The sequence below is a fragment of the Clostridium tepidiprofundi DSM 19306 genome (genome assembly GCF_001594005.1).
Lineage (GTDB): Bacteria > Bacillota > Clostridia > Clostridiales > Clostridiaceae > Clostridium_AC > Clostridium_AC tepidiprofundi.
Window position 1 is genome coordinate 316,832 of record NZ_LTBA01000001.1, and the last position, 26,705, is coordinate 343,536.

Annotated in this window: 25 protein-coding genes; 1 reads left to right on the plus strand and 24 read right to left on the minus strand. The window is 29.9% G+C overall.

Annotated elements, in window-relative coordinates; genetic code table 11:
* Window position 1 precedes the first annotated feature (1 nt).
* The 24 genes from ftsA to CLTEP_RS01775 all read right to left on the minus strand — a co-directional run bounded on the left by ftsA (window position 2) and on the right by CLTEP_RS01775 (window position 24,544).
* Window positions 2–1,267: a cell division protein FtsA gene (ftsA, locus tag CLTEP_RS01660; RefSeq protein WP_066821565.1), complete on the minus strand. Its 1,266-nt coding sequence runs from the start codon at window positions 1,265–1,267 to the stop codon at window positions 2–4.
* 222 nt (window positions 1,268–1,489) lie between these two features.
* Window positions 1,490–2,542 carry a type IV pilus twitching motility protein PilT gene (locus tag CLTEP_RS01665; RefSeq protein WP_201786573.1) on the minus strand — a complete coding sequence of 351 codons (1,053 nt, stop codon included), beginning with the start codon at window positions 2,540–2,542 and terminating at the stop codon, window positions 1,490–1,492.
* A gap of 75 nt (window positions 2,543–2,617) precedes the next feature.
* Entirely contained in the window at window positions 2,618–3,346 is a 729-nt protein-coding gene (sigK, locus tag CLTEP_RS01670; RefSeq protein ID WP_084364520.1) for an RNA polymerase sporulation sigma factor SigK, read from the minus strand.
* 73 nt (window positions 3,347–3,419) lie between these two features.
* Window positions 3,420–5,123: a penicillin-binding transpeptidase domain-containing protein gene (locus tag CLTEP_RS01675; RefSeq protein ID WP_066821571.1), complete on the minus strand. Its 1,704-nt coding sequence runs from the start codon at window positions 5,121–5,123 to the stop codon at window positions 3,420–3,422.
* A gap of 58 nt (window positions 5,124–5,181) precedes the next feature.
* Window positions 5,182–5,802, minus strand: a complete 621-nt coding sequence (gene udk / locus CLTEP_RS01680) for a uridine kinase (protein WP_066821574.1) — start codon at window positions 5,800–5,802, stop codon at window positions 5,182–5,184.
* Between the two features lie 2 nt (window positions 5,803–5,804).
* Window positions 5,805–7,031 carry a peptidase U32 family protein gene (locus tag CLTEP_RS01685; RefSeq protein WP_066821577.1) on the minus strand — a complete coding sequence of 409 codons (1,227 nt, stop codon included), beginning with the start codon at window positions 7,029–7,031 and terminating at the stop codon, window positions 5,805–5,807.
* Window positions 7,024–7,692 carry an O-methyltransferase gene (locus tag CLTEP_RS01690; RefSeq protein WP_066821587.1) on the minus strand — a complete coding sequence of 223 codons (669 nt, stop codon included), beginning with the start codon at window positions 7,690–7,692 and terminating at the stop codon, window positions 7,024–7,026. Before CLTEP_RS01690 ends, CLTEP_RS01685 begins: the two co-directional genes overlap by 8 nt.
* Window positions 7,693–7,707: 15 nt before the next feature.
* Window positions 7,708–8,718 carry an endolytic transglycosylase MltG gene (mltG, locus tag CLTEP_RS01695; protein WP_066821591.1) on the minus strand — a complete coding sequence of 337 codons (1,011 nt, stop codon included), beginning with the start codon at window positions 8,716–8,718 and terminating at the stop codon, window positions 7,708–7,710.
* Window positions 8,719–8,746: 28 nt separating this feature from the next.
* Window positions 8,747–10,573, minus strand: coding sequence for a translational GTPase TypA (gene typA / locus CLTEP_RS01700; RefSeq protein WP_066821594.1), 1,827 nt, complete (start codon window positions 10,571–10,573; stop codon window positions 8,747–8,749).
* Window positions 10,574–10,735: 162 nt separating this feature from the next.
* Window positions 10,736–12,403 carry a ribonuclease J gene (locus CLTEP_RS01705; protein WP_066821597.1) on the minus strand — a complete coding sequence of 556 codons (1,668 nt, stop codon included), beginning with the start codon at window positions 12,401–12,403 and terminating at the stop codon, window positions 10,736–10,738.
* A 32-nt stretch (window positions 12,404–12,435) separates the two neighbouring features.
* Window positions 12,436–12,888 carry a Fur family transcriptional regulator gene (locus CLTEP_RS01710; RefSeq protein ID WP_066821599.1) on the minus strand — a complete coding sequence of 151 codons (453 nt, stop codon included), beginning with the start codon at window positions 12,886–12,888 and terminating at the stop codon, window positions 12,436–12,438.
* A gap of 345 nt (window positions 12,889–13,233) precedes the next feature.
* Window positions 13,234–13,482, minus strand: coding sequence for a DUF1292 domain-containing protein (locus CLTEP_RS01715; RefSeq protein WP_066821602.1), 249 nt, complete (start codon window positions 13,480–13,482; stop codon window positions 13,234–13,236).
* A gap of 12 nt (window positions 13,483–13,494) precedes the next feature.
* Window positions 13,495–13,905: a Holliday junction resolvase RuvX gene (gene ruvX / locus CLTEP_RS01720; RefSeq protein ID WP_066821605.1), complete on the minus strand. Its 411-nt coding sequence runs from the start codon at window positions 13,903–13,905 to the stop codon at window positions 13,495–13,497.
* A 58-nt stretch (window positions 13,906–13,963) separates the two neighbouring features.
* Window positions 13,964–14,218: an IreB family regulatory phosphoprotein gene (locus CLTEP_RS01725; RefSeq protein ID WP_066821609.1), complete on the minus strand. Its 255-nt coding sequence runs from the start codon at window positions 14,216–14,218 to the stop codon at window positions 13,964–13,966.
* A 78-nt stretch (window positions 14,219–14,296) separates the two neighbouring features.
* Window positions 14,297–16,936 carry an alanine--tRNA ligase gene (gene alaS / locus CLTEP_RS01730; RefSeq protein ID WP_066821612.1) on the minus strand — a complete coding sequence of 880 codons (2,640 nt, stop codon included), beginning with the start codon at window positions 16,934–16,936 and terminating at the stop codon, window positions 14,297–14,299.
* Window positions 16,937–17,213: 277 nt separating this feature from the next.
* Window positions 17,214–18,236: an AI-2E family transporter gene (locus CLTEP_RS01735; protein WP_066821615.1), complete on the minus strand. Its 1,023-nt coding sequence runs from the start codon at window positions 18,234–18,236 to the stop codon at window positions 17,214–17,216.
* A gap of 19 nt (window positions 18,237–18,255) precedes the next feature.
* Window positions 18,256–18,735 (minus strand): PRC-barrel domain-containing protein, encoded by a 480-nt coding sequence (locus CLTEP_RS01740; RefSeq protein WP_066821618.1) that lies wholly within the window; start codon window positions 18,733–18,735, stop codon window positions 18,256–18,258.
* Between the two features lie 165 nt (window positions 18,736–18,900).
* Window positions 18,901–19,296, minus strand: a complete 396-nt coding sequence (nifU, locus tag CLTEP_RS01745) for a Fe-S cluster assembly scaffold protein NifU (protein WP_066821620.1) — start codon at window positions 19,294–19,296, stop codon at window positions 18,901–18,903.
* Between the two features lie 19 nt (window positions 19,297–19,315).
* Complete coding sequence (gene mnmA / locus CLTEP_RS01750; protein ID WP_066821623.1) at window positions 19,316–20,392, minus strand: tRNA 2-thiouridine(34) synthase MnmA; 1,077 nt, start codon at window positions 20,390–20,392, stop codon at window positions 19,316–19,318.
* Window positions 20,393–20,534: 142 nt separating this feature from the next.
* A complete protein-coding gene (gene nifU / locus CLTEP_RS01755; RefSeq protein ID WP_066821625.1) occupies window positions 20,535–20,954 on the minus strand; it encodes a Fe-S cluster assembly scaffold protein NifU in 420 nt (139 codons plus the stop codon).
* A gap of 5 nt (window positions 20,955–20,959) precedes the next feature.
* The gene (gene nifS / locus CLTEP_RS01760) at window positions 20,960–22,141 is read right to left on the minus strand and encodes a cysteine desulfurase NifS (protein ID WP_066821628.1); all 1,182 of its coding nucleotides are present in this window, start codon (window positions 22,139–22,141) and stop codon (window positions 20,960–20,962) included.
* 2 nt (window positions 22,142–22,143) lie between these two features.
* Window positions 22,144–22,572, minus strand: a complete 429-nt coding sequence (locus tag CLTEP_RS01765; RefSeq protein WP_066821631.1) for an RrF2 family transcriptional regulator — start codon at window positions 22,570–22,572, stop codon at window positions 22,144–22,146.
* Window positions 22,573–22,663: 91 nt separating this feature from the next.
* Window positions 22,664–23,653: a DUF2971 domain-containing protein gene (locus CLTEP_RS01770; RefSeq protein WP_066821634.1), complete on the minus strand. Its 990-nt coding sequence runs from the start codon at window positions 23,651–23,653 to the stop codon at window positions 22,664–22,666.
* Between the two features lie 75 nt (window positions 23,654–23,728).
* Window positions 23,729–24,544, minus strand: coding sequence for a carbon-nitrogen hydrolase family protein (locus CLTEP_RS01775; protein ID WP_066821637.1), 816 nt, complete (start codon window positions 24,542–24,544; stop codon window positions 23,729–23,731).
* A 375-nt stretch (window positions 24,545–24,919) separates the two neighbouring features.
* Between CLTEP_RS01775 and CLTEP_RS01780 the strand changes: the two genes are divergently transcribed.
* Window positions 24,920–26,698: an aminopeptidase P family protein gene (locus tag CLTEP_RS01780; protein WP_066821640.1), complete on the plus strand. Its 1,779-nt coding sequence runs from the start codon at window positions 24,920–24,922 to the stop codon at window positions 26,696–26,698.
* Window positions 26,699–26,705: the final 7 nt, after the last annotated feature.

A 26,705-nucleotide genomic window follows, 5' to 3' on the forward strand; every position in this document is an offset into this window, starting at 1 on the left:
ACTACCTCCTTATATTAAAAAAGTCAACCAAATAATCTTTAACAGTCTTCAAAAACTTCCTTTTCTCATATCTTATATTTTCACTATCACAGTATTTATTTCCAATGTCATTTTCATTTTCAGTACAAGAAATATTTTCATTTAGTAGTGTTTCAGCCACATACTTAACTATACCAACACACGTAACATATAAAGGGCTTTCTTCACATACACATCGTGAAACACTAACTTCCACAGGCTTGTTTAGGATATCACTCGCAAAATTCTCTATACCTCCAAATAATGACATTCCACCCCCAAATAAAATCACCTTGTCTATTTCATTAAAATAACCACTATTTTTTAAATGAACACTTATAAATTTTAATAGTTCTTCGGCTCTTGCTTCTATTATTTCCGCCAACATATTTCTATCAAATTCAATAATACTACCATCATGAAGTCTATTCTTTACTGTACCTTGAATAGAATTACTCTTCCCTATTAAAGAGCCATATTTGACCTTTATTCCTTCTGCCTCATCATATTTCATATTCAAACATATAGAAATATCATTTGTAATATTATTTCCACCTAGTGGTATACTTGCAGTATAACATAAAATATAATTTTTATAAATAGAAATATCAATAGTTTGAGAACCAATGTCCACTAGTGCAATAGCATTATTATACTCTTTATTATCCAATATTGTTCTGAGTACAGCTTGAGAAGCAACAACTATACCATCAACTTTTTTGCCCGTCATATTCACACTGTTGATTATTTTATTTATCAAATCAGTCTCTGCAAAAACCACTTTTGCACTAATTTCAAGCCTTGTTCCAGTCATTCCTATTGCATTCTTAACATTATATTTACCATCAATGACATAATTTTCAGGAATCACTTCCACAATCTTTTTTTTCGAATCTAATGATATCAATTTAGCTGATTCTTCTACCCTAAATATATCATCATAATTAATTTCTCTGTTGTCTGAAGTTATAGCAACAACACCTTTGCTATCTACAAACTCACATAAGCCACTCGGTATAGATACGTATACTCCTTTTATTTCAATATTAAGCATGTCTTCAATATTATCAATACATTTCTTTATAGAATTAGCAGTATCATTAATATCAATAATTATTCCTTTTCTAACACCTTTGCATTTGACAGAATCAATTCCAACCATTTGAAGTTCTCTATTTTCATCTAATTTCCCAACTGCAGCATAAATCTTCGAAGAGCCAATATCAATTCCAACAATGTAATTGCTCATAAAATATAAACCTCCTTATAAGAGAACTCTCAAAGGTATATATTCAACATAAATTTTATATTTCCTCTTAAGTAATTATAATTTTTTTTGAATTAAATTCAAATTTAATATCAAATTGAATTATACTATAATTTAAAAACCAATTATTGGCATCGATTTAATTCTCCAAATTTAATTAGGGATAAAACTATATTCATAGCTTTATCCCTAATTAAATAAAGATTATAAAAACATCATTCTAGTTATCATTTCTTTGTCAACAGAATAGGTTATTGCAGTTTCTTGTGATATTATTCCCTTTTTAAACAATTCTACTATTGCCATATCCATAGTTTTCATACCATATTTTGAACCAGTCTGCACTGAAGATTGAATTTGATGTGTCTTTCCTTCTCTTATTAAATTCTGAATAGCTGGAGTATTTACCATAACTTCTAGCGCTGCTACTCTACCAGAATTATTTATTTTTGGAAGTAATTGCTGAGAAACTATTCCTTGAAGTACGGCTGCTAATTGAATCTTTATTTGTTGTTGTTGATGAGAAGGAAAAACATCTACTATTCTATCTATTGTCTTAGCTGCACCTATAGTATGCAATGTCGAAAATACCAGATGTCCAGTCTCTGCCGCAGTTATTGCTATTGAAATGGTCTCTAAATCTCTCATCTCACCAACCAAAATTACATCTGGATCTTCCCTTAGTATTGCCTTAAGTGCATTTTTATACCCCCTACTATCTCTACCTATTTCTCTTTGGTTAATTATTGACTTATTATGTCTATGTAAATACTCAATTGGCTCTTCTAATGTTATTATATGTTCTGCTCTTGTTGAGTTTATTTCATTTATAATCGCTGCTAATGTTGTACTTTTCCCGCTACCTGTAGGCCCAGTAACCAATACCAATCCTCTCTGTCTCTCTGACAATTCTTTAATTACATCAGGAAAATTTAATTCCTTAAGACTTGGAATTTTTAGTCCAACTACTCTTATAGCAATTGCATCACTACCTCTTTGTTTATAAACATTTACTCTAAACCTTCCTACTCCACTAATCGAATACGATGTGTCAAATTCACCTAACTTTAAATATTCGCTATAATTTTCTCCCAAAATCTCTTTAGCGTAATTCTCAGTATCATCTGGTGTTAATTTATTACATTTTACAGGAATTAATCTACCATTTACTCTTATATTAGGTACAGCACCTACAGTTAAATGTAAATCAGAAGCATTTTTATCAATCGTTAATTTTAATAATTCAGTAAGTAACATCAGTACGTTCCCCCTTATATGCTCATACGTTTATATGTTTTATCAATCGCATAATGGTAATCCTTGTAAAACTTACTATTTATCTTTACATTTATTATTAGGTAAAATTTTCGTACAGCTTAATTCCTTTTGCAATTTTTTCAATGCTCTTTTTTCTATTCTCGATACATAAGATCTAGAAATACCTAATAATTTTGCTATTTCTCTCTGAGTTTTCGGTTTACCATCTAAAAGTCCATATCTCATTTGAATTATTGATTTCTCTCTTTCTTGCAATGAAGTATTTATTTTATCGTAAAGCTTTTTAATTTGAATCTTATTTTCAACAATCTCAACTATAGAATCCTCTTCACTACTTAAAACATCCATAAGTGAAATTTCATTACCCTCTTTATCGATTCCTATTGGATCTTGAAGATATACCTCTCCTCTCGTTTTCTTATTGTTTCTAATAAGCATAAGTATCTCATTTTCAATACATCTTGCAGCATAAGTAGCTAACCTAGTCCCCTTTTTGCTATCAAATGAATCTATAGCTTTTATCAATCCAACGGTTCCTATTGAAATAAGGTCATCTATATCTTTGTTAGAAAAAGAATATTTTTTTACAATATGTGCAACCAACCTTAAATTTCTTTCAACAAGTACACTTTTAGCTAATAAATCCCCTTCATTAAGTTTATTAAGATAATACTTTTCTTCTTTTTCACTAAGTGGCTGCGGAAAAGAATTATTGCTAGTTACATATGCTGTTAAAAAAGTCATATTACCAATAAGTCCAAGTAAATATTCAATGAATATCAAAGTAGTTCCTCCTAACAGTGCTTATTATTATAATATGACTTTTAAATCAAAAATGTGCATAATCATGTAAACATTAAACATATTTTGATTTTATCAATTCTTCAACAATCTCTTTAAAAATAGGCACTGCAGTGTTACTAGCTTCTTCAGTATTTATATTTATTTTTCTAACCAAAACAACCATAGAATATATTTTCTTATTATGTTCGAAAAATCCAACAAACCATCCATCAGAATATTTCTGCCTTTTATTATGGTCATCTATTTCATAATACTCCGTTGTCCCTGTCTTACCTCCCATATTAATTCCACTTATTTTAGCATTCCTACCGGTTCCAAAGTGCGAATTTACAACTTGCTGCATTTGTTCTTTTAAAATTTTTGCAGTTGATTTTTTCATTACTCTTCTTTTAATCGAATGTTCTTTTTCAATATAATTATTATTACTATCAACAAATCCTTCAATAATGTAAGGACGAACATATATACCATTATTAACAACAGTACTAGGTATACTCAGAGCCTCTACAGGAGTAATTCTAATCTTTTGTCCTATAGCTGCTTGTCTAACTTGATCAACAGTAATATTATTTTCTATAACTTCAAAATTACCATTTTGTTCATCATACAAATTCAATACAGTATTTAATAATCCCTGTTTATAAGCATATCTATAAATATTATCAAATCCAACTTCTTCACCTATTTGATAGAAAACATCATTTGAAGAAGTAATAAATGCCTTCTCAACTGTCATATTCTTTTTTTCACTAGACCTACTTTTTGCATCTGTATACTCATATACATCATGCTTTGAAATTATACCCAAATCCAATCCAGCCTCTTCTACTATAACTTTAAAAATCGACCCTGGAAAATATCCATGATTTGACGCAACACCTAAATTTAGATTGGGCTTAGAATCATCCCTTTGAGTTAATGCTTTTATTTTCCCAGTTTTAGCTTCCATAAGCACTACGCTAATTTCTTCATATTTATCGTATTTTTTATTAGATATTATTCTTTTTATGCTATCTTGAATATTTTTGTCTAAAGTCAATTTCACATTAATGTTATCACTCGGCATGACAATTTTGTTATTATATTTATCATTATATATATCGTTCATAATTTTAATTTCTGTAAACTTATTTTTCGCAACTTTATCCTCAATATACATTTCAAGGCAATACTGCTTTTTAGGTTTACCAGTTCTACTATCAAATTTTCTTGTTAACATATTAATAATATTCCAAGCTTTATCACTCTTGGCAATCGAATTCCTATATACATAAAATCCTTTTATTCTCTCCAGTCCACTAATATTAATGATTTTCTTATATGTATTTTCATCTATTTCATAATAAATTTTATTTTTTATACAAACATTATTTATTTCGTCAGGCAATTTATAATCAGCATTACATTTTATTAGTGCTCTTTTTATATCTTTAATTTCATCTGCGTTTTTATTAGAATTATATTTCAAGTAAAACATAGGATCAATAACAGCATAATATTTAAAATAATGTTCAATTAGTTCTTTACCATTTGTATCAAATACTCTATAATTTAAGTTTTCAATGTTTTCTTCATAGCAATATTGAGATTGAGCCATCGCTGCTAATTTATCTCCACGATACATACATATATAACTATATCTTAAAATTAATGCGAAAAATATAATGGATAGCAAAATACCAATTGAAACTATTCTCTTTTTTGATAATTTATCTTTGTAAAACGTTATATGCTTAGATTTATAGTACTTATACATAAAAAACACCTCACTCAGCTTAATTATTGCCAAAATGAGGTTGTTTATTCAAATATTATCAATTTTGAAGAATGTGCTTTATGTTTGCTGTTATTACATCTATAGCAACCTTATTATGTCCACCTTCTGGAATAATAAGATCAGCATATCTTTTAGTTGGTTCTGTAAATTGCATATGCATTGGTCTAACTACATTTAAGTATTGATCAATAACTGATTGAACCGTTCTTCCTCTTTCTTTAATATCTCTAACTAGTCTCCTAATAAATCTCACATCTGGATCCGTATCCACAAATATTTTTATATCCATAAGATTTCTTAATTTTTCATCTTCAAGCACTAGAATTCCCTCAACAATTATAATATCCCTCGGTTGTACAAGTATCGTCTCTTTTTTCCTATTATGTATCTCGAAATCATAAATAGGTTTATTAATCGCTTGTCCATTTGATAATGCCTCAATATGTTCTATCAATAAATCTGTATCAAATGCATCAGGGTGGTCATAATTTGTTTTAACTCTCTCTTCAAATGTAAGTTGACTTTGATCTTTATAATATGAATCCATTTCAATTGTAGCTATACATTCATCATCAAATTTCTCAAATATCGCCCTTGAAATTGTACTTTTACCTGATCCAGAACCACCAGTGATACCTATTATTACTGGACGCTTCATTATTATTTGTCCTCCTTTTTCACTATAATAATATCATTTTTCTCTAGCTTTTTATCTACAACTGCCGTAAAAATCATTTGAGCAGCTGGTGCAGATTCTATTTTTTCGCCATTATCATTGCGCATATCATTCAAAGTTACAATCACATTGTCTCCTTCAGGTCTTAAAACCTCAACTTCTTGTGAATCCCATACCTTATTTCTTTGTTCTATTGTCACCCTGTTTTCTGTTTCATCATAATCAACTACTGTTCCAACTATATCATATTGTCTTTCGTAAGCTGATGATTCTAAAACCTGTTTATTATCTTCATTAAAATAGAATCCTGTAAAATACTTTCTATGACTCGGCTTCATCAAGTAATCCATCCACTTTTGTTGAAATTTATAATTAACTGGATCCTCTAAATAAGCATCTAATGCCTGCCTATACGCCTTCGTGACAGATGCAACATAAAATACACTTTTCATTCTTCCCTCAATTTTAAAAGAACTAACACCTGCTTTAACTAACTCTGGAATATGTTCAATCATGCACATATCCTTAGAATTCATTATATAAGTGCCTCTCTCATCTTCAAATATTGGGAAATACTCCCCTTCTCTCTTTTCTTCCATAATATAATATTTATATCTGCATGGTTGAGCACATTGACCTCTATTTGAATCTCTTCCTGTTAAATAATTTGAAAGTAAACATCTACCGGAATAAGAAACACACATTGCACCATGAACAAATGCTTCAATTTCACATGTCATAGGAAGTTTTTTTCTCAGTTCTATTATTTCTTCAAGAGACAATTCTCTAGCCAATACAATCCTCTTTATACCTTGTCTATGCCAATAAAGGGCTGATTTCCAGTTTACACAATTTGCTTGAGTACTTAAATGGAGTTCAAGTTCAGGCACAACCTCCCTAGCGGTCATTATAATACCTGGATCAGACACAATTATAGCATCTACTCCCATATTATACAGCTTAATAAGATACTCTTCCAAACCTATCATATCTTCATTATGAGGAAAGACATTTAATGTTACATAAACTTTTTTTCCTCTGTCATGCGCATATTTAATTCCTTCTTCAAGTTTTTCATCTGTAAAGTTATCTGCAAAAGCTCTTAAATTTAGCCTGTTTCCACCTAAATAAACAGCATCTGCTCCAAAATTAATCGCTGCCTTTAACTTCTCTAAATTTCCAGCTGGTGACAAAATCTCTGGCTTATTCATCTGAATTCCTCCTCACAGTTACCGCAATTCCATCTCCCATAGGTATAACCGTAGTAATAAATTTTTGCTTATCTGAAACAATCTCTAAATAATTCTTCATTCTCTTAACTATAGTTATCTTTCTTCTCTTAAGCAATTCCCTTGAAGCAACCATACCCCTAAATAGAACATTATCAGCAATTATTACACCATCATTACTTAACAATTCAAGACAATACGGTAAAAAATGATTATAATGTCCCTTACCTGCATCCATAAAAATCATATCAAAGTCACCAGCACTATTCTCTGATAACTCATGTAATGCATCTAAACATTCTCCCTCAACAATCTTTATATTTTCTTCAAAATTAAATCTTTTTATATTTTCCTTTGCTTTACATATCATGTTGGAATCTCTTTCAATCGTAACTATTTTATTACTGCAGTTTGATGCAGTATGCATCAATATAGCTGAGTAACCTATTGCAGTCCCAAGTTCTAGTATCCTTTTTGGTTTTTTTAAATGTATCATCAATTCTAAGAAATTTGCCGTTTCTTTTTGAACTATAGGAACATTGTTTTCTTTTGCATATTCTTCTATTTCTCTTAATACTCCCTTATTTTCAGGTATCAAACTTCTTATATATTTCTCCATGTAGTCGTACATTATTCCACTCATAAATTTTCCTCCATGCTAAAATCCTTGAGTAACCTTTTTAACCCTTAAAAATTCATTGTAGTTATCTGTAAAAAAATGAGTGCCATCATTGTTAGAAACAAAATAAATATATTTAGTGTTATCTGGATTAATTGCCGCTAATATAGAAGCTTTACCAGGATTACAGATAGGACCTGCAGGTAGTCCTTTATACTTATAGGTATTATAAGGGGAATCAACCTCTAGGTCTTTATATAAAACTTTTTCTTTATGTTTACCCAAAGCATACAATACCGTCGGATCACACTGAATAAGCATATTTTTCTTTAATCTGTTGTATATTACTGAAGAAACCTTAGCTCTCTCTTCCGGTACTCTTACTTCTTTTTCAATAATTGAAGCTATAGTTATTATTTTATCCAATTTATCATAATTAATTTTACCATGGGCATAAATATCACTTATAACATACTCAAATCGTTTCAGCATTGTAGAAATGATAATATTTCCATCTGTATTTGCTTTAAATCTATAAGTATCTGGAAACAAAAAGCCCTCTAGAGCATATCTTCTTTTAGAATCCTTTTTTATGTATTGAGGAAGTTTATAATTTCTACAACATTCTAGAAATTTTTCCTTACTTATTACTCCCTTATCATCTAAAACTTCTGCAATATCTTCAATGTCATACCCTTCCTTAATAGTCACCTTTATATCTTCCTTTAGGTCAACACTTTCATTTAATGTTTTAATCATCCCCACCAAGTCTGTATGTGGTGAAATTTTATGTTCACCCTGTTTTATTTCTGTATTTATATTATTTTTCTTAATACAATACTTTATAAAGAATGGATTAATTATTTTTTTTTCTTTATAGAGCCTGTTTAATACACTATATAACCCCTCATGTCTATCGACTTTCACTGTTAATTCTTTAGTTATTTTTAATGGATCGGTAATAGCTTTATTACACTCAATATTTACATACAAAGCACCCATACAGACTATAAAAACTACACATAATACCATAATAATACCTTTTTTCATAGTATCCCCCTAAACCAAAGAACCAAATTTACCTTTTTCTGTTTAATTGTTTCTTTCTCTGCGAAGTATCAAGAATCCTCTTTCTCATTCTAATATTTTTAGGAGTTATTTCAACTAATTCATCTGATGCTATAAACTCTAAACATTGTTCTAAACTCATTTGTTTTGCCGGTACTAATTTAAGTGCATCATCAGCACCAGAAGATCTAGTATTAGTTAGATGTTTTTTCTTACAAACATTTACTTCAATATCCCCTGTTCTTGAATTTTCACCAACTATCATACCTTCATAAACTTCTGTACCTGGAAGTATAAAAAGAGTACCTCTTTCTTGTGCATTAAACAAACCATAAGTAATTGCAGTTCCTGTTTCAAAAGCTACTAAAGAACCTCTGCTTCTTTCTGGTATTTCTCCTTTATATTTTTCATACCCTTCTAAAACATGATTCATTATTCCATTACCTTTTGTATCAGTCATGAATTCATTTCTAAAACCAATAAGTCCCCTAGAAGGTATGTTAAATTCAAGCCTTACATATCCATTTACTGCTGAAGTCATATTAATCATTTCAGCTTTTCTTGGACCTAGTTTTTCCATAACAACTCCCATAAATTCTTCTGGAACATCAATTGTAAGATATTCCATTGGTTCAAGTTTTTTTCCATCTTCATATTTATATATAACACTTGGCTTTGAAACTTGAAATTCATATCCTTCCCTTCTCATTGTTTCAATGAGTATAGAAAGATGTAATTCACCCCTTCCACTTACTTTTAAGCAATCAGGTGAATCAGTTTCTTCAACCCTCAAACTTACGTTAGTTTCTAGTTCTTTTAATAATCTATCTCTCAAATGTCTTGATGTTACATATTCACCATCTTGACCAGCAAATGGAGAATTGTTTACCATAAAATTCATTGTCAAAGTAGGTTCATCAATTTCTACAAAAGGCAAAGCCTCTGGATTTTCTTTATCAGCAAGAGTTTCTCCAATATTGATATCAGGTATACCTGATACTGCAACAATATCTCCCAAAATAGCTTCATCTGTTTCAACCCTTTTTAATCCATCAAACACAAACAAATTTGAAACTCTTACATTATTAATTTGTCCATCTTTTCTTATCAAAGCAACCTGTTGATTTTTACTCAATTTTCCTCTTTCAATCTTACCTATTCCTATTTTACCAACAAAATTATTATAATCAATGCTTGAAATAAGCAGCTGAAATGGTTTATCTAATTCTCCTTCTGGTGCTTTAACATGCTTAATTATTACATCAAATAAAGGATTCATATTATCGCTATCATCATCTAATTCTTTTTTAGCTATTCCTTGCTTTGCAGAACAGTACACAATAGGGAAATCCAATTGTTCATCATTTGCACCTAATTCAACAAACAAATCAAATATTTCGTCTATAACCTCTCCAGGCCTACTATCTTTTCTATCTATTTTGTTGATTACAACTATTGGTTTCAATTCCAATTCCAATGCTTTTTTTAAAACAAACTTAGTCTGAGGCATAGCACCTTCATAAGCATCCACAATTAATAGAACGCTATCAACCATTTTTAAAACACGCTCAACTTCTCCACCAAAATCAGCATGTCCTGGTGTATCAATTATATTTATTTTTATACCATTATGAAATACCGATGTATTTTTAGAAAGTATAGTAATACCTCTTTCTTTTTCTAAATCATTAGAATCCATAATTCTCTCTTCAATTTTTTCATTTTCTCTAAATACATTGCTTTGTTTTAACATAGCATCAACAAGAGTTGTTTTACCATGGTCAACGTGTGCAATTATAGCTATATTTCTAATATCATTCCTTGTAAAATTAGTCATTTAAATTCCTCCATAGTTTCCAATATATATTTATAAAAAGATTGGACACTTTAAGTATCCAATCTTCAATAATCCTACTTAATTCTAATATTACATTCATAAAAAGTCAAATCATTTACTAATGTTTTGAAAGTTTAATGTTTTTTACGATAAAAAACACAATTAAACCTCAACAATGATTGGAAGTATCATTGGATTTCTCTTTGTTTTTTCATATAAAAACATTCTAAGTACATCTTTTACACTAGACTTTATTGTTGCCCATTCTTTAATATGCTTTGCCTCACATTCTTTAAGAACATTTCTAACCTTTTCCTTAGCTTCATCAATTAAGTCCTCAGATTCTCTAACATACACAAATCCCCTTGAAATAATATCAGGACCTGCAACAACTTTACCTGTTTCTTTTTCTATAGTAACTACAACAGTTAAAATTCCATCTTGTGATAAATGTCTTCTATCTCTTAATACTATATTTCCAACATCTCCAACTCCAAGTCCATCAACAAAAACATGTCCTGCTATTATAGTACCATTCTTTCGTATCGAATCTCTGCTAACTTCAATCACTTCTCCATTATTTGCAATTACTACATTCTCTTCAGGTAAACCAAGCTTAATAGCCAATTCTGCATGTTGTTTTAAATGCCTATACTCACCATGAACTGGCATGAAAAACTTCGGTTTTACTAAAGTATGCATAAGTTTTAATTCTTCTTGACAAGCATGACCTGAAACATGAACATCCGCAAGCGATTCATATATTACTTCAGCACCCTTTTTAAACAACTGATTTATAACCTTAAATACAAATTTTTCATTACCGGGTATTGGTGTAGCCGAAATAATAACCATATCACCTTTTTCAATATTTACTTTTTTATGTTCAGATGCTGCCATCCTAGAAAGCGCAGACATTGGCTCACCTTGACTTCCAGTAGTAATAATAACTATTTTGTCATCTGGATATCTATTTATATCCTCAATTCCGATAAGAATTCCATCTTTAACATTTAAATATCCTAGTTCAGTTGCAACAGCAACTATATTTTCCATACTTCTACCAGAAACAGCTACCTTTCTCTCAAATTTTTCAGCAGCCATGATTATCTGTTGAATCCTATGAACATTCGAAGCAAATGTTGCTACAATAATCCTTCCCTTTGCTTGAGAAAATATATTTTCAAATGCCTCTCCAACCGTACTTTCAGACATAGTATAACCTTTTCTCTCTACATTTGTACTATCTGCTAACATTGCAATTACACCTTTTTTACCTAGTTCTGCAAATCTTGTTAAATCGGCAACACAACCATCAATAGGTGTAAAATCTATTTTGAAATCTCCAGTATGAAGTATTATTCCAATTGGAGTATGTATAGCAATAGCAACCGAATCTGCAATACTATGACTTATTCTAATAAATTCCACAGACAAATTCTCTAATTTTACTACATCTTTTGGTCTAACACATCTAAGTTTAGTAGAACTTAATAGTCCATGTTCTCTAAGCTTAGTTTCCACTATACCTAGTGTCAATTTTGTACCATATACAGGGACATTCAACTGTTTAAGTATATATGGAAGTGCACCAATATGATCCTCGTGACCATGCGTCAAAAATATACCTTTCACTTTATCTTGATTTTTTAACAAATAACTAATGTCTGGAATTACAACATCTATTCCTAGCATTTCATCATCAGGAAACTTAAGTCCACAATCAATAACAATAATTTCGTTTTTATATTCAAAAGCTGTCAAATTCTTTCCTATCTCATTAAGTCCACCTAACGGAATTATTTTGATTTTTTCCTTATCTCGTCTCAAAATGCAACCCTCCTCAATTTTATTATTTCAAATTATTTTTTTCTACACTCTTCACAAATACCATAAAATTTTAAGCTATGGTCTTGAATATCAAAATTATATTTTTGTTCAATTAACTTTTCCAATTCACCTAGCAGATCACCTTCAACCTCTATAACCTTTCCACACTTACTACAAATAAGGTGATGATGCTGATGTTTTTCATTATCATTAGCCAATTCATATCTGCTACATCCATCATCAAAATCTAATTTACACACAATTCCGGTATCTTCCAACAATTGGAGTGTTCTGTAAATCGTAGCCAATCCAATTTCAGGACATTTCTTTTTTACTACATCATATAATTCTTCAGCAGTAAGATGTGTTCCTACACTATCTATTATTCCGTTTATAATTGCTCTCCTCTGAGGAGTAAGTTTATATCCTCTATTCTTTAATATTTCCTTTAATTCATTAATTCTATCGAGTGAAATTTTTGACATTTCAATACCTCATTTCATACAATTTATCCAATACATGCATATAAAACATATGTACTAGTTTAATATATAAAGAGTGGTTTTGTCAATTGATAATCATTACCCTTTTCCAACTTATTATAATTATTGTATATATAAAGCATGCAAATATAGATGCCAGTGCAGACTTTCTTAACCACACAAATTAGTAAAAAAACATACTTTAAGTAAGCAACTCTACTAGTTTATTCACTTAAGAAAGTCTGCACCGATACCTTATTCCTAGTACCTAATACCGAATTCGCAGTACCTTCTTTTCCATCCTAGTACCTAGCACCTAATGCCTAGCATCCAGCAACTCATAACATATTACTCTGAAAATAAGATTTCATATGCCTCTGCTACCATATTAAATTCATCATCATCATCTACAACAGTAAGAACTTCCTCACCTTTATCATCTTTATCTACCTTTAATGCAATTGCTTCACCATCTTCATTTTCTAATCTTTCTAATGGAACAACAATAAAGTACTCATTATCTTCAATTTCTAGCTTAGTAACAACCTCAAATTCAACTTCATTTCCCATTTCGTCATATAATACAACATTTTCCATAATATTTCCTCCTTAATGTAAACTATCAAGATATCCTTGTAAAATATATGTCGCAGCTATTTTATCAACAATTTTTTTTCTCTTTTTCCTTGAAATATCCGCTTCAAGCATTGCTTTATGTGCTGCAACCGTAGTTAACCTCTCGTCCCACATTATTATAGGTAAATCAATAATTTCCTTAACTTTTTCGCAAAACTCTAATACTTTTTCTCCTTGGTTTCCTATTGAGCCATTCATATTTTTAGGCAATCCACAAACAATTTTATCAACATCATACTCCATACATATTTTTTTTACTTCATTTATATCATAATCTTCTTTTCTTCTTCTAATAGTAGTAATTCCCTGTGCTGTAAATCCCAAAGGATCACTCAAAGCAACTCCTATAGTTTTGTCACCCACATCCAATCCTAATATTCTCATAATAATGCTCCTTAATATTTTTCTCTATTTAGAAATAAAAATGCCCCTAGGGGCATTTTTATTTTATGTTCAAATAGTGCTTCAAAACTTCCTCCAATATTTCATCTCTTTCTAATTTTCTAATTAGTGCTCTTGCACCATTAAAATTAGTAATGTATGTTGGATCTCCAGATATAAAATAGCCTACTAATTGGTTAACCGGGTTATATCCCTTCTCTAATAGAGCTTCATATACCTCATTAAGAATAACTTTTGTCAAATCCTTCTTATTCTTTAAAGCATCAAATTGAACAGTATTTTGGTTATCTACCATAACATACCACCTCGTAAATTTTAACACTCACTTCTTATACAATTGTATCACAAATAAAGCTTTAATAACAGATTTTTATTATTTAGTCATTGAAGCAATTAATTCTTCAACTTTGGTGATAGCATCACTAATTTTATCTATATTTTTACCTCCAGCTTGTGCCATGTCTGGTCTTCCACCACCACCGCCTCCTGTTACAAGAGCAGCTTCCTTAACTAAATTTCCACAATGAATTCCCTTAGACACAACATCCTTAGTTGCCATTGCTATAAACACAACCTTAGCCCCATTAGCACTACCTAAAACTACAACACCTGATTTAAGTTTATCTCTTACCTTATCAGCTAAATCCCTCAGAGAATTTGCATCAATATCATTAACAACAGCAGTAACAAATCTTATACCATTAATCTCTTTTACACTACTTAACAATTCCTCTTCTAATCCTTTTGATAGTTCCTTCTTCAAAGAATTGATTTCCTTATCTTTATTTTTCAATTCATCAATCTTCATACTTATTTTGTGTACAATATCTTTTTCTGCACATTTTAATATACTGCTCACTTCATATAACAATTTACTTTTTTCATCTATAAAGTTAATAGCATTGTTACCAGTAAGTGCCTCAATTCTTCTTATTCCTGATGCAACTCCTGATTCAGATACTATTCTAAATAATCCTATTTCACCACTGTTTTTTACATGAGTACCCCCACACAGTTCTTTGCTAAAATCACCAATAGATACAACACGCACTTTTTCAGAATATTTTTCATCGAATAAAGCAACAGCACCACTCGCCTTAGCTTCATCAATGCTCATAACATCAGTATTAACAATATATGCTTTCATAATAGCATTATTCACAATGTATTCAACCTTTTTAAGTTCTTCCTTTGACATTGCCGAAAAATGAGTAAAGTCAAATCTTAATCTCTTCTCATCTACATATGAACCCTTCTGCTGTACATGCTCACCTAAAACCTCTTTTAATGCCTCATGTAACATGTGAGTAGCTGTGTGATTTCTACATATAGAATTTCTTCTATCTTCTTCAACTACAAGTTTCACTTCATCATTTATGGATATTTTTCCTTCTAAAATCTCAACAAAATGAATAATTTTACCTGCAATATTCTTCTGACAATCAAACACTTTAACCTTACAACCATCAGAATATATATATCCTGTGTCTCCTACTTGACCACCCATTTCTGCATAAAAAGGAGTATTAGTGGTTATAAGTATACCTTTATCTCCTTCAATTAGCTCATTAACAAATTCCTCATCCTTTGCTAATTTAACAATAAGTGAAGTGCTCTCAATATTATCATACCCATCAAAATGAGTTTCTATATCACTAGGTACTTTGTCAATGATACTTTCATCTTTTCCCATATAATTGGTTTCACTCCTAGCGGCTCTAGCTCTTTCTCTCTGCTCTTTCATCTCTTTATTGAAGCCTTCTAAGTCAATACCAAAACCTTTCTCAGCAAGTATCTCTTCCGTAAGCTCATATGGAAATCCATAAGTATCATACAACTTGAATACCTTATCACCTGAGAGAATTTTTGATTTTTCCATTTCCATATCTTTCACATAACCTTTGAGTATATCTGAACCCGCACCTATAGTTTCAGCAAATCTTTGCTCTTCTAATCTTATAACTTTCTTTATATAATCCTTTTTCTCATTCAACTCTGGATAAGCATTTGAAGAATTCTCTATAACAGCATCACATAGATCACACAAAAAAACTCCTTCTACACCTAATAGTCTACCATGTCTGGCAGCTCTTCTTAAAAGTCGTCTTAAAACGTAACCTCTGCCTTCATTAGACGGGAGAATACCATCACTAATCATAAATGTAATACTTCTTATGTGATCTGTAATTATTCTCAATGAAACATCCTTTTTTTCATTCTCTCCATATTGAAGCTTAAAAATACTTGAAGCTTTATCTAATATACTTCTTATGGTATCCACTTCAAAAATACTTTCTACTCCTTGCATAATTGATGCTATTCTTTCTAATCCCATTCCAGTATCTATATTGGGATGTTCAAGATCAGAATAACTTCCATCCTCTTCTTTGTTAAACTGAGTAAACACAAGATTCCAAAATTCAACAATTCTATCTTCTTCACTAGCTTTAACAAACTCTTCAACGTTATTTATCTTTCCTTCGCCTTTATCATAGTGTATTTCTGAACATGGTCCACAAGGTCCATTTCCATGCTCCCAAAAATTATCTTCTTTACCCAATCTGAATATTCTAGCTGGATCGATATCAGTCTTTTTACTCCAAATTTCGTAAGCTTCATCATCTTCTAAATATATTGTAACATACAATTTGCTTTTAGGCACTTTCAATACTTCAGTAACATATTCCCATGCCCATGGAATAATCTCATTTTTGAAATAATCTCCGAAAGAAAAATTTCCAAGCATCTCAAAAAATGTACCATGTCTTGAAGTCTTACCAACATTATCAATATCACCAGTTCTTATACATTTTTGACACGTAGTAACCCTTTTTTTTGGTGGTTCTTGAAGTCCCGTAAAATATGGTTTTAACGGTGCCATACCGGCATTAATAAGCAATAAACTTTTATCATTTTTAGGAACCAGTGAAAAACTCTTTAACCTTAAATGTCCTTTGTTTTCAAAAAACTTCAAATATGATTCACGTATATCATTTAAACTCATTTTTTCCACAAAATCGCCTCCAATACGCATAAGTGAACTCGTTTTGCTAAAGCAAAATCTTCAATCTCCCACTTATAGAAGTGGGAGTCTTGTAAAATCGATAAAAAACTAAAACTACACTCAATCAGATAAACTCTTGAATACTAACATTTATTAAAGTCTCTTATGAGATAAGTCCAAATTCGCAAAATTGCATATTTTTTCATGTATCAATCTTAACTTCGATTATAAAAAAAATAACTATTGATGTCAATAATTATTAATTTTTAACTCCACAGCTCAATCTTTAAAATAAATAGTAGTTTATATCTTCATATATTATTTTTACTGTAACTCCTATTGGAATAGCTAATACCATTCCTAAAAAGCCGCCCACTTTTCCACCTATTATTAAAAGTAAAATAACAATAAATGGGTGTATACTTACAGTCTCTCCAACTATTTTAGGTGAAATAATATTACCTTCTATTTGTTGAATTATATAAAGCCCCAAGAAAGTTATAACACCCGTCTTAATCGACTTAGTAAATCCTATCAATATTGCTGGTATGCATCCAATTATAGGTCCAAAATAAGGAATAATATTAAAAAATCCATTTATAACAGACAATATGACTGCAAACTTTACTCCAGCAATCAATAGTACAAAATATGTAAATATACCTATCAATGTACATAATAAAAATTGACTAATTATATATCTACTCAATATCTTATCAATATCTTTTAAAATTTTTTTGATTATGCCTCTTCTTTCTCGTGGAAAATACATCATAAATCTATTGCTTATCATTTCTCTATCAACTAAAAAGTAATAGACAAATATAGGCACAACAAGAAATGATAAAAAACTTTCACCAAACTTAATAACATTATTAACAATTGATTCCATAAGCTTTTTTAATGTCGTATTTCCATATGAATATAATTTATCCGTAATCACTCCAACTATTTTATTTGTTCTTAAATATTTTTTACTGTTGCATAGTCTATTAAAATACTTGCCTATTTGTTCTATTATATCATTAATGTTAACACTTTCTCTAGTAATCATAGGTATTAATATCACGAAAAACAAAGAAAAAATAGTAATAAATAATAATATTATACATAAAGCAGAAAATTTATTCCCTAATCCTTTTTCTATCATTTTCTTGTGAATAGGCATTAATGTATACGCTATAATAAATGATATAAAAACTATTTCTGCAACTCCCCTCAAAAACTGGAATTGAATTATGCAAAACACTATAGAAAACATAATTAAAACATATACAATTGTTCTGTATTTTATGTTTAATTTCTTCATAATATTTTCTCCTAATAGTTTAAATGCTTGTTTTAAGTTTGCAATAAAAATTAACCATATTTGAACAATTGAAATTCAATAAATTTCTTTCTCCAAAAAGAATATTTTTTAATAAAATGATTTTTTTCCCCTCCGTAAATCGTTTAAGAAAACCCACTGACACAATAATAGCATGAATTTGAAAAGTATATTCATCAAAAATAATATCCTCAACTATTCCAATAACATTACCTTTATTGTCAATCACATCCATGTTGTTGATTTCAGAAAAGCCTAAACTTTTATATCTAGCAATTTTTCTAATAACCATTGTATTATTGTAATACACTATATCCTCTTTTAATACACTCATGCTCTTTTTAAAAAATCTTTTTGGTATAATATTAAACCCAATTACTTTTCCTTTGTGACAATCAATGAGAATGTCATTTATGTATCCAACCTTTTTACCTTTATTATCAAAAACATCCATAAAAATAAAATCTTTCTTTTTATACATAGCATCACCTTACACAAAATTGCGTCGTTATACTTCTGTTCCTATAATTTGCATTAAATCAAAATATATTCTACATTTTCTAGTAAAATTTCATCATAAATTAAAAATTGCTCATATTATTGAACATACTGAATCAATTTTCAATAATATGAGCAAAACTACATATTAATAGTTATCTTGCCAAGGTTCAAGACCACTTGAAACTAAATAATTATTTATAGCCTTATGTATACACTGCTCAGCCAATACTGAACAATGTATCTTTGATGCAGGCAATCCATCTAACGCTTCAATTACTGATTTATTAGTTAATTTCCATGCTTCTTTTAAAGTCTTACCTTTTATAAGCTCGGTTGCAATACTAGCCGAAGCAATAGCCGATCCGCAACCAAATGCTTTGAATTTCACTTCCTTAATCACATTATCTTCAACAAATAAATATATCTTCATTATATCGCCACAATTGGGATCCCCTTCTTCACCTATACCATTTGCATAAGGAATAATTCCAACATTCCTTGGCGAATAAAAATGCTCCAAAACCTTTTCACTATACTCCAACAATATCACTCCCTATAAATTATAGAACTTTATCAATTATTCCTCCACCTAAAAGATAATCTCCATCATAAAATACAACAGATTGACCTTTAGTAATCGCCCTTTGCTTTTCAGCAAATCTAACATGAAGAGTTCCATCACTCAAAGGCTCAATTTCAGCATGCGCTGGTTTTGCTGAATATCTTATTTTGGCTTTTACTTTCATTTTTTCTTTAAGGCTGTCAAAAGGTAAAAAGTTTAAATCTTTAGCAATCAATTCTGATTTGAATAAATCGCCTTCATCTCCTAAAACCACTTGATTCTTCTGCGGTAAAATATCAATCACGTATACTGGTCTGCCAACTGCTATACCAAGACCCTTCCTTTGACCAATAGTATAATACACAATTCCTTTATGCCTACCCAATATATTTCCTTGCTTATCAACAAAATTACCTGGTCTGATTTTTTTATTAGAATTTTTAGCAATAAAATCACCATGATCTTTGTTTGGAATAAAACAAATTTCTTGACTGTCTCTCTTTGATGATACATGCATTCCTATTTTTTCAGCAATTTCCCTTATTTCTTCTTTAGTATACTGCCCACACGGCATCAACGTATGCTCTAATATATCTTGATTTAAAGAATAAAGCATGTAAGTCTGATCTTTCCTTTTATCTTTACCTACTTTTAATACATATCTATCATTTTTCTTTACTATTTCAGCATAATGCCCTGTTGCTATATAATCTGCACCTAACATTCTTGCTTTATCTAATAATCGAGAAAATTTAATAGTTTTATTACACATAACACATGGGTTTGGCGTTCTTCCCTTAATATACTCATCAATAAAATAATCAATTACATTTATCTTAAAAGGTTCTTTAAAATTAAGAACATAAAATGGTATATCTAATAAATCCGCTATTTTTCTTGCATCATTAGCAGCAGATAAAGAACAACATCCCCCCTCAGTATTTACAATTTCAGAATCATCCTTAGTTAATTTCATCATTATACCGATTACATCATATCCCTGTTCTTTAAGCAAATATGCTGCCACAGAACTATCAACGCCTCCGCTCATACCAATAACAACTCTTTTTTTCATAGCATATCTCCTATATTTTATTCATTGTTACTTTAGGTTACCAAAATTATTAAAACCAATAAAACATATTTAATGCTTTGGAAACTACTTTTTTCATAATCTGATAACCCCTATTTACATCAGTATTAATATACTAATACTATTATATAATACTGTGAACATCATCATGTTCTTTATAGTCCCATACTTCTAAACCAGCTTTCTCTCTATAATCGTTTATAGCTTTATGTATAGCCTCTTCAGCAAGTACAGAACAATGCATTTTTACAGGTGGAAGTCCATCAAGTGCTTCTGCAACTGCTTTATTTGTAAGCTGCCAAGCCTCTTCCAATGTTTTTCCTTTTATTAATTCTGTTGCCATGCTTGAAGAAGCAATTGCAGATCCACACCCAAAAGTTTTGAATTTAACATCTTTTATTATATTGTCTTCAACCTTTAAGTATATCTTCATTATATCACCACACTGAGGATTTCCAACTTCTCCTATACCATTAGCATCTGGTATTTCTCCTACATTCCTTGGGTTATTAAAATGCTCCAATACTTTTTCACTATATATCATTTCTCCTACTCTCCCTTCTTCAAATAGTCATCCCACAGTGGAGACATATCTCTCAATCTCTGAACTATTTTGGGAACAACTTCCAAAACATAATCCACTTCATCTTCCGTAGTTTCATCACCTAATGTCAATCTCAATGAACCATGTGCTATTTCATGTGGCAATCCAATCGCCAATAATACATGAGATGGATCCAACGAACCTGATGTACAGGCACTTCCACTAGAAGCACATATTCCATTCATATCTAAAAGCAACAGTATAGACTCACCTTCAATAAACCTGAAACATACATTAACATTTCCTGGTAATCTATTTTCTCCAATTGCACCATTTAATATAGTATGTGGAATTTTTAATAATCCATCAATTAATTTATCTCTTAGCTTGCTTATTCTCTTTGAATTAGCATCCATATTTTTAACTGCCATATCGATTGCCTTACCCAATCCAACAATACCAGAAATATTTTCTGTACCAGCTCTTCTGTTTCTCTCCTGAGCTCCTCCATGGATTAAATTATCAATTTTAATTCCCTTTCTTATATAAAGTGCACCTACACCCTTTGGTCCGTAAAACTTATGTGCAGCCATAGATAGCAAATCAATATTCATTTCTTTGACATCTACTGGTATGTGTCCTACTGCCTGAACAGCATCAGTATGGAAAATTATATTCCTTTCCCTGCATAGCTTCCCAATTTCTTTTATTGGTTGTATTGTGCCAATTTCATTATTTGCAAACATAATGGTTACCAAAATTGTTTTATCAGTAATTGCATTCTTCAAATCTTCTAATCTCACCATACCATTATCATCAACAGGTAAATAAGTTATTTCAAATCCTTGCTTTTTTAAGAATTCACATGCATGCAAAACAGCATGGTGTTCAATACTAGTAGTGATAATATGATTTCCTTTATCTTTATGTGCAAATGCAATACCTTTTATAGCCCAATTATCTGCTTCTGATCCACCACCAGTAAAATAGATTTCACTCGCATCAGCATTAATTGCACCTGCAACCCTTTCTCTTGCAATATCAATTGCTTTTTTTGACTCTCGCGAAAATGAATAAATAGAAGAAGGATTACCATAATATTCTGTAAAATATGGCATCATTTCTTTTACAACTTCTGGTTTAGTATAAGTTGTTGCTGCATGATCCATATAAATAATTTTTTTCATTGCTATTCGCTCCTTTTCTTACTGAATTCTTTATAATCATCAATAATATCTTTCAATGTCGTTGTTGATGTTACTAAATCAATACTTTCTTTGATTTTTTTCCATAGTAATCTTGTTGGACAATCGTTAATGTTTTCACATGATTCCTCAGTCAAACATGCTGATACACTTATAGGTCCCTCTAAAGCACTTATAATTTCCTTTACAGTAATATTTTCAGGCGATTTATTTAATACATATCCCCCCTGTGCTCCTCTTATACTCCTAATAAGTCCTGCCTTTCGTAGTATAGCAAATAACTGTTCCAAATAATATTCTGAAATATTTTGCCTTTCAGAAATACTTTTTATTGTAACAGGTTCAGAAGAACTTTGAAGTGCTAAATCCGCCAAAGCTTTAACTCCGTACCTGCTTTTAGTAGACAACTTCATTAAATCACATCCTTATTCCGAGTAATTTACTCTACTTTAATTATAATAACAAACCCAAGTAAATTTGTCAACATTATTGATAACCTTTTATCTAATATCTTAAAGGTATTTTTGATTTCTTTATTATAACATTTTCAGAACAATCATACTCAATTTCATTTTCTAAATATGCTTTATAACCATTACTTCTCAAAAATCCTCTAAGCCCTTTAGCAGCAATATCCATGTTGTTTTTAGGTCCAATAGTAATGCTTTCTATAGGTAGTCCTCTTTTTGTTTTATTATTATCATCTCTAAAAGCTATTTCTATATATGGAATAAACACTCCTCTACTTTTCTTAAATTTAATCACATCTAGATTATCCTTTACAGTAAATATTATTCTATACTCTTCTTCCTGTTCAAAACATGGATCTTTAAATAATTGACTAAAATTTGCTAATTCATTGTAAATACATATTAATTCCGATTTGTATAGTTGAATATTTTGTTCTGCTGTTTTTCTATAAAAGTCGTCTAAAGTAGTAAATATATCAATAATTATCTGTTCTTGCTTACATGAATCATAGATTACTCTTCCAGAACACACCGAAATACTATCTTTTAGAGCATTTATTTGAATTAGCTCATAATCATCATTCTTATCAGTATAATTGCTCAATATATAAACACTGCCACAATCAAATTTATTAATGATTTTGTTAATATTTAAATTTAAATTATATCCTTCAAATTCTGAATAATTTCCCCACAACGCCAATGAATCATCTTTTACCGAAAAACTTAAAACGTAACTTTCCTCGAATCTATTTTTAATATAGTTTACTATATCAATCATACCTTTTTGTGATATATTTTTAAAATCAGTTTTAGTGTTAAATAACCTTTCAATCAAAGCAATAGAATAATCTAATTCCGTTTTATCATTAACATATTTACAATTTGTAATCTTGAAGCTATTATATAATATTATTTTTTCTAAAGATTCTATATTTGTATAGTGAAACACATCTTCAATATCAAAAGAATCAATGTACGATAAATTACCTTTTCTTTTTAGTTGTATATTATCATAACTCATATTTGTTCCATCATCTCCAATCAAACTCACTAATTACAAACACAACACTAATCTTATTATGCATTGTAAGACTTATTAGTATACATCTGTTCTTCTATGCTTTAATAAGGGCAACTCTGCTCTTACTCTCTTTATTCTATCCAAATTCAAATCTTGAATCAAAATTCCTTCTTCTTCACCCAATCTACCTATTACGCATCCCCATGGATCAGTAATGATTGAATTCCCATAAGATATATAAAACGCATTCACATTTCTTGCTGGAGCACATCCTAACATATATACCTGATTATCCAGTGCTCTACACTTAAATAAAGTTTCCCAATGAGCGGGACCGGTTGTCATATTAAACGCAGCAGGAATTACTATAATTTCAGCACCATTTAACACCATAAGTCTTATTAACTCTGGAAATCTAATATCATAACAGATAGCCACTCCTATTTTGCCATATTCCGTATTAAAAACTGTAATATCATTTCCTCCATGTAAAGTGTCAGATTCTTTGAATTTTATTTTTCCTTCTATATCGATATCAAATAAATGAATTTTTCTATGTTTTCCTATAAGATTGCCATTACTGTCAAATATAAAGCTTGAATTATAAATTCTCCCTTCACTATCTCTTTCTGGTATAGAACCCCCAATCAAATAAATCTTATTTTCTTTAGATACTTTGGATAACATTTTAATTGTACAACCACACGGATAACTTTCTGCAAATTCTGCAAAATACTTCTTGTCATAAGGACAATTAAACATTTCTGGTAATACCACTAACTTTGCTCCTTTTTCAGAAGCTTTCACTATCATTTCTTCTGCCTTAACAATATTTTTCATCTTATTATCTGTAACAATCATTTGACATATTGCAACTTTTACAGTACTCATCTTACTCCTCCAGTTAACATACCATATACTATCTGCTTTTAATAATTATACTACAAATTTTTCAAAAGATTTGTCAAATTTAGTTGCAAAATTAAATATACATTTATATAAGTTATTATGAAATTTTATAATTATGAATTTTGATATGTAGAAATTATTAATATATTTCACGTGAAATCTCCTATGAAAATCGCACTTATATTATTCAATTCATTAATATCAATAATTCATATATATAAAAAAAATTCATATATATGTATATATATTTCTAAAAATGTTGTATAATATTATTGTTTAATACAGTATAAAAAACATAATTATTTTAATCAATTTGTTTAAAATAACTATGTTACATCAAAAGGGGTGGGATTTTGTATGAAAATCAATGAAAAATTACAAAAATTAAGAGAATTGATGAAAGAATATTCAATCGATGCCTATATTATACCAAGTTTTGATGCTCATCAAAGTGAATATGTAGCAGAACATTGGAAATGCAGGCAGTGGATTTCTGGATTTACAGGCTCAGCTGGTACTGTAGTAGTTACTCTTAGTGAAGCTGGATTATGGACTGATGGACGATATCACATTCAAGCAGAAAAACAACTTAAAGGTACAGGCATAAAATTATTTAAAGAAGGTTTACCTGACGTACCATCATATGTTGATTGGCTAAATGAAATTCTTTTCAATAACTCTGTAATAGGATTTGATGGACGCGTTTTTTCAACTGCCGCAGTTAAAAAAATGCAGAAAAAATTTATGAATAAGAATATTAAAATTCAAAGCGATTATGATTTAATTGGTGCGATTTGGAACGACAGACCTGATATACCCGATAATCCTATAATGGATCACGATGTTAAATATGCTGGTAAATCTAGAATCGAAAAACTAGCCATGGTAAGAGAAAATATGACTAAAAACAAAGCACAGTATTATGTTTTATCCTCACTAGATGATATTGCATGGCTTTTTAACATAAGGGGAAATGATGTGAACAATAATCCAGTAGTTACATCATATGCCTTAATCGAAAAAGAAAATGCTTTTCTATTTGTTGATACAAATAAAGTAAACAATATTACAAAAGGTAAACTAGAAGAAGATGGAGTTATTATCAAACACTATAACGAAATAAAAGAATATATTGAAAAAATAGAACAAAATGAAACTATCATTTTCGATCCTTCAAAAACTAACTTTTGGCTTTATAGTTCAATAAAACCAAACGTGAAAAAAGTTGAAGAATTAAATATAACAACTAAATTGAAATCAATAAAAAATTCAGTCGAAATAGAAAACTTGAAAAATTGTGAAATAAGAGATTGCATTGCTGTGGTAAAATTTATGAAATGGCTTGAAGAAAATATCGAAAGAGAAGAAATTACAGAAATTACCGTAGAAGAGAAATTAAAATATTTTAGAAGTCAGCAAAAGTTATTTATGAATACAAGTTTTGATACCATAGCAGGATACAAAGAACATGCAGCTATGATGCACTATAAAGCTACTGAAGAAAACACATATAAACTAAAAAAAGAAGGATTCTTATTATTTGATTCTGGTGGACAATATCTTGATGGAACTACTGATATAACTCGAACTATATCTTTAGGTAATATAAGTGAAGAAGAAAAAAAGGATTTCACACTAGTGTTGAAAGGAATGATCGACTTAAGTATGATTAAATTCCTGTATGGTACAACCGGTTCAAATTTAGATATCATTGCTAGAATGCCTATTTGGCAACAAGGAATAGATTATAAATGTGGTACAGGACATGGAGTTGGCTTTTTTCTAAATGTACATGAAGGGCCTCATAGAATAAGTCTAGCACCAAATGATATAAAGCTCGAAGAAGGAATGGTTGTCACTAATGAACCTGGAATATATAAAGAAAATAGACATGGAATTCGATTAGAAAATATGCTTTTAGTTGTGAACGATGAAAAAACAGAATTTGGTCAATTTATGAAATTTGAAACACTAACGTATTGTCCTATTGATATAGAAGCTATAGATGTAACTATGCTAACAGATGAAGAAAGAAATTGGTTGAATAATTATCACAAACAAGTATATGATAAATTATCAATTTATTTGAATGAAGATGAAAAACAGTGGCTAAAAAATAAAACAAGAAAAATTTAATCTTATT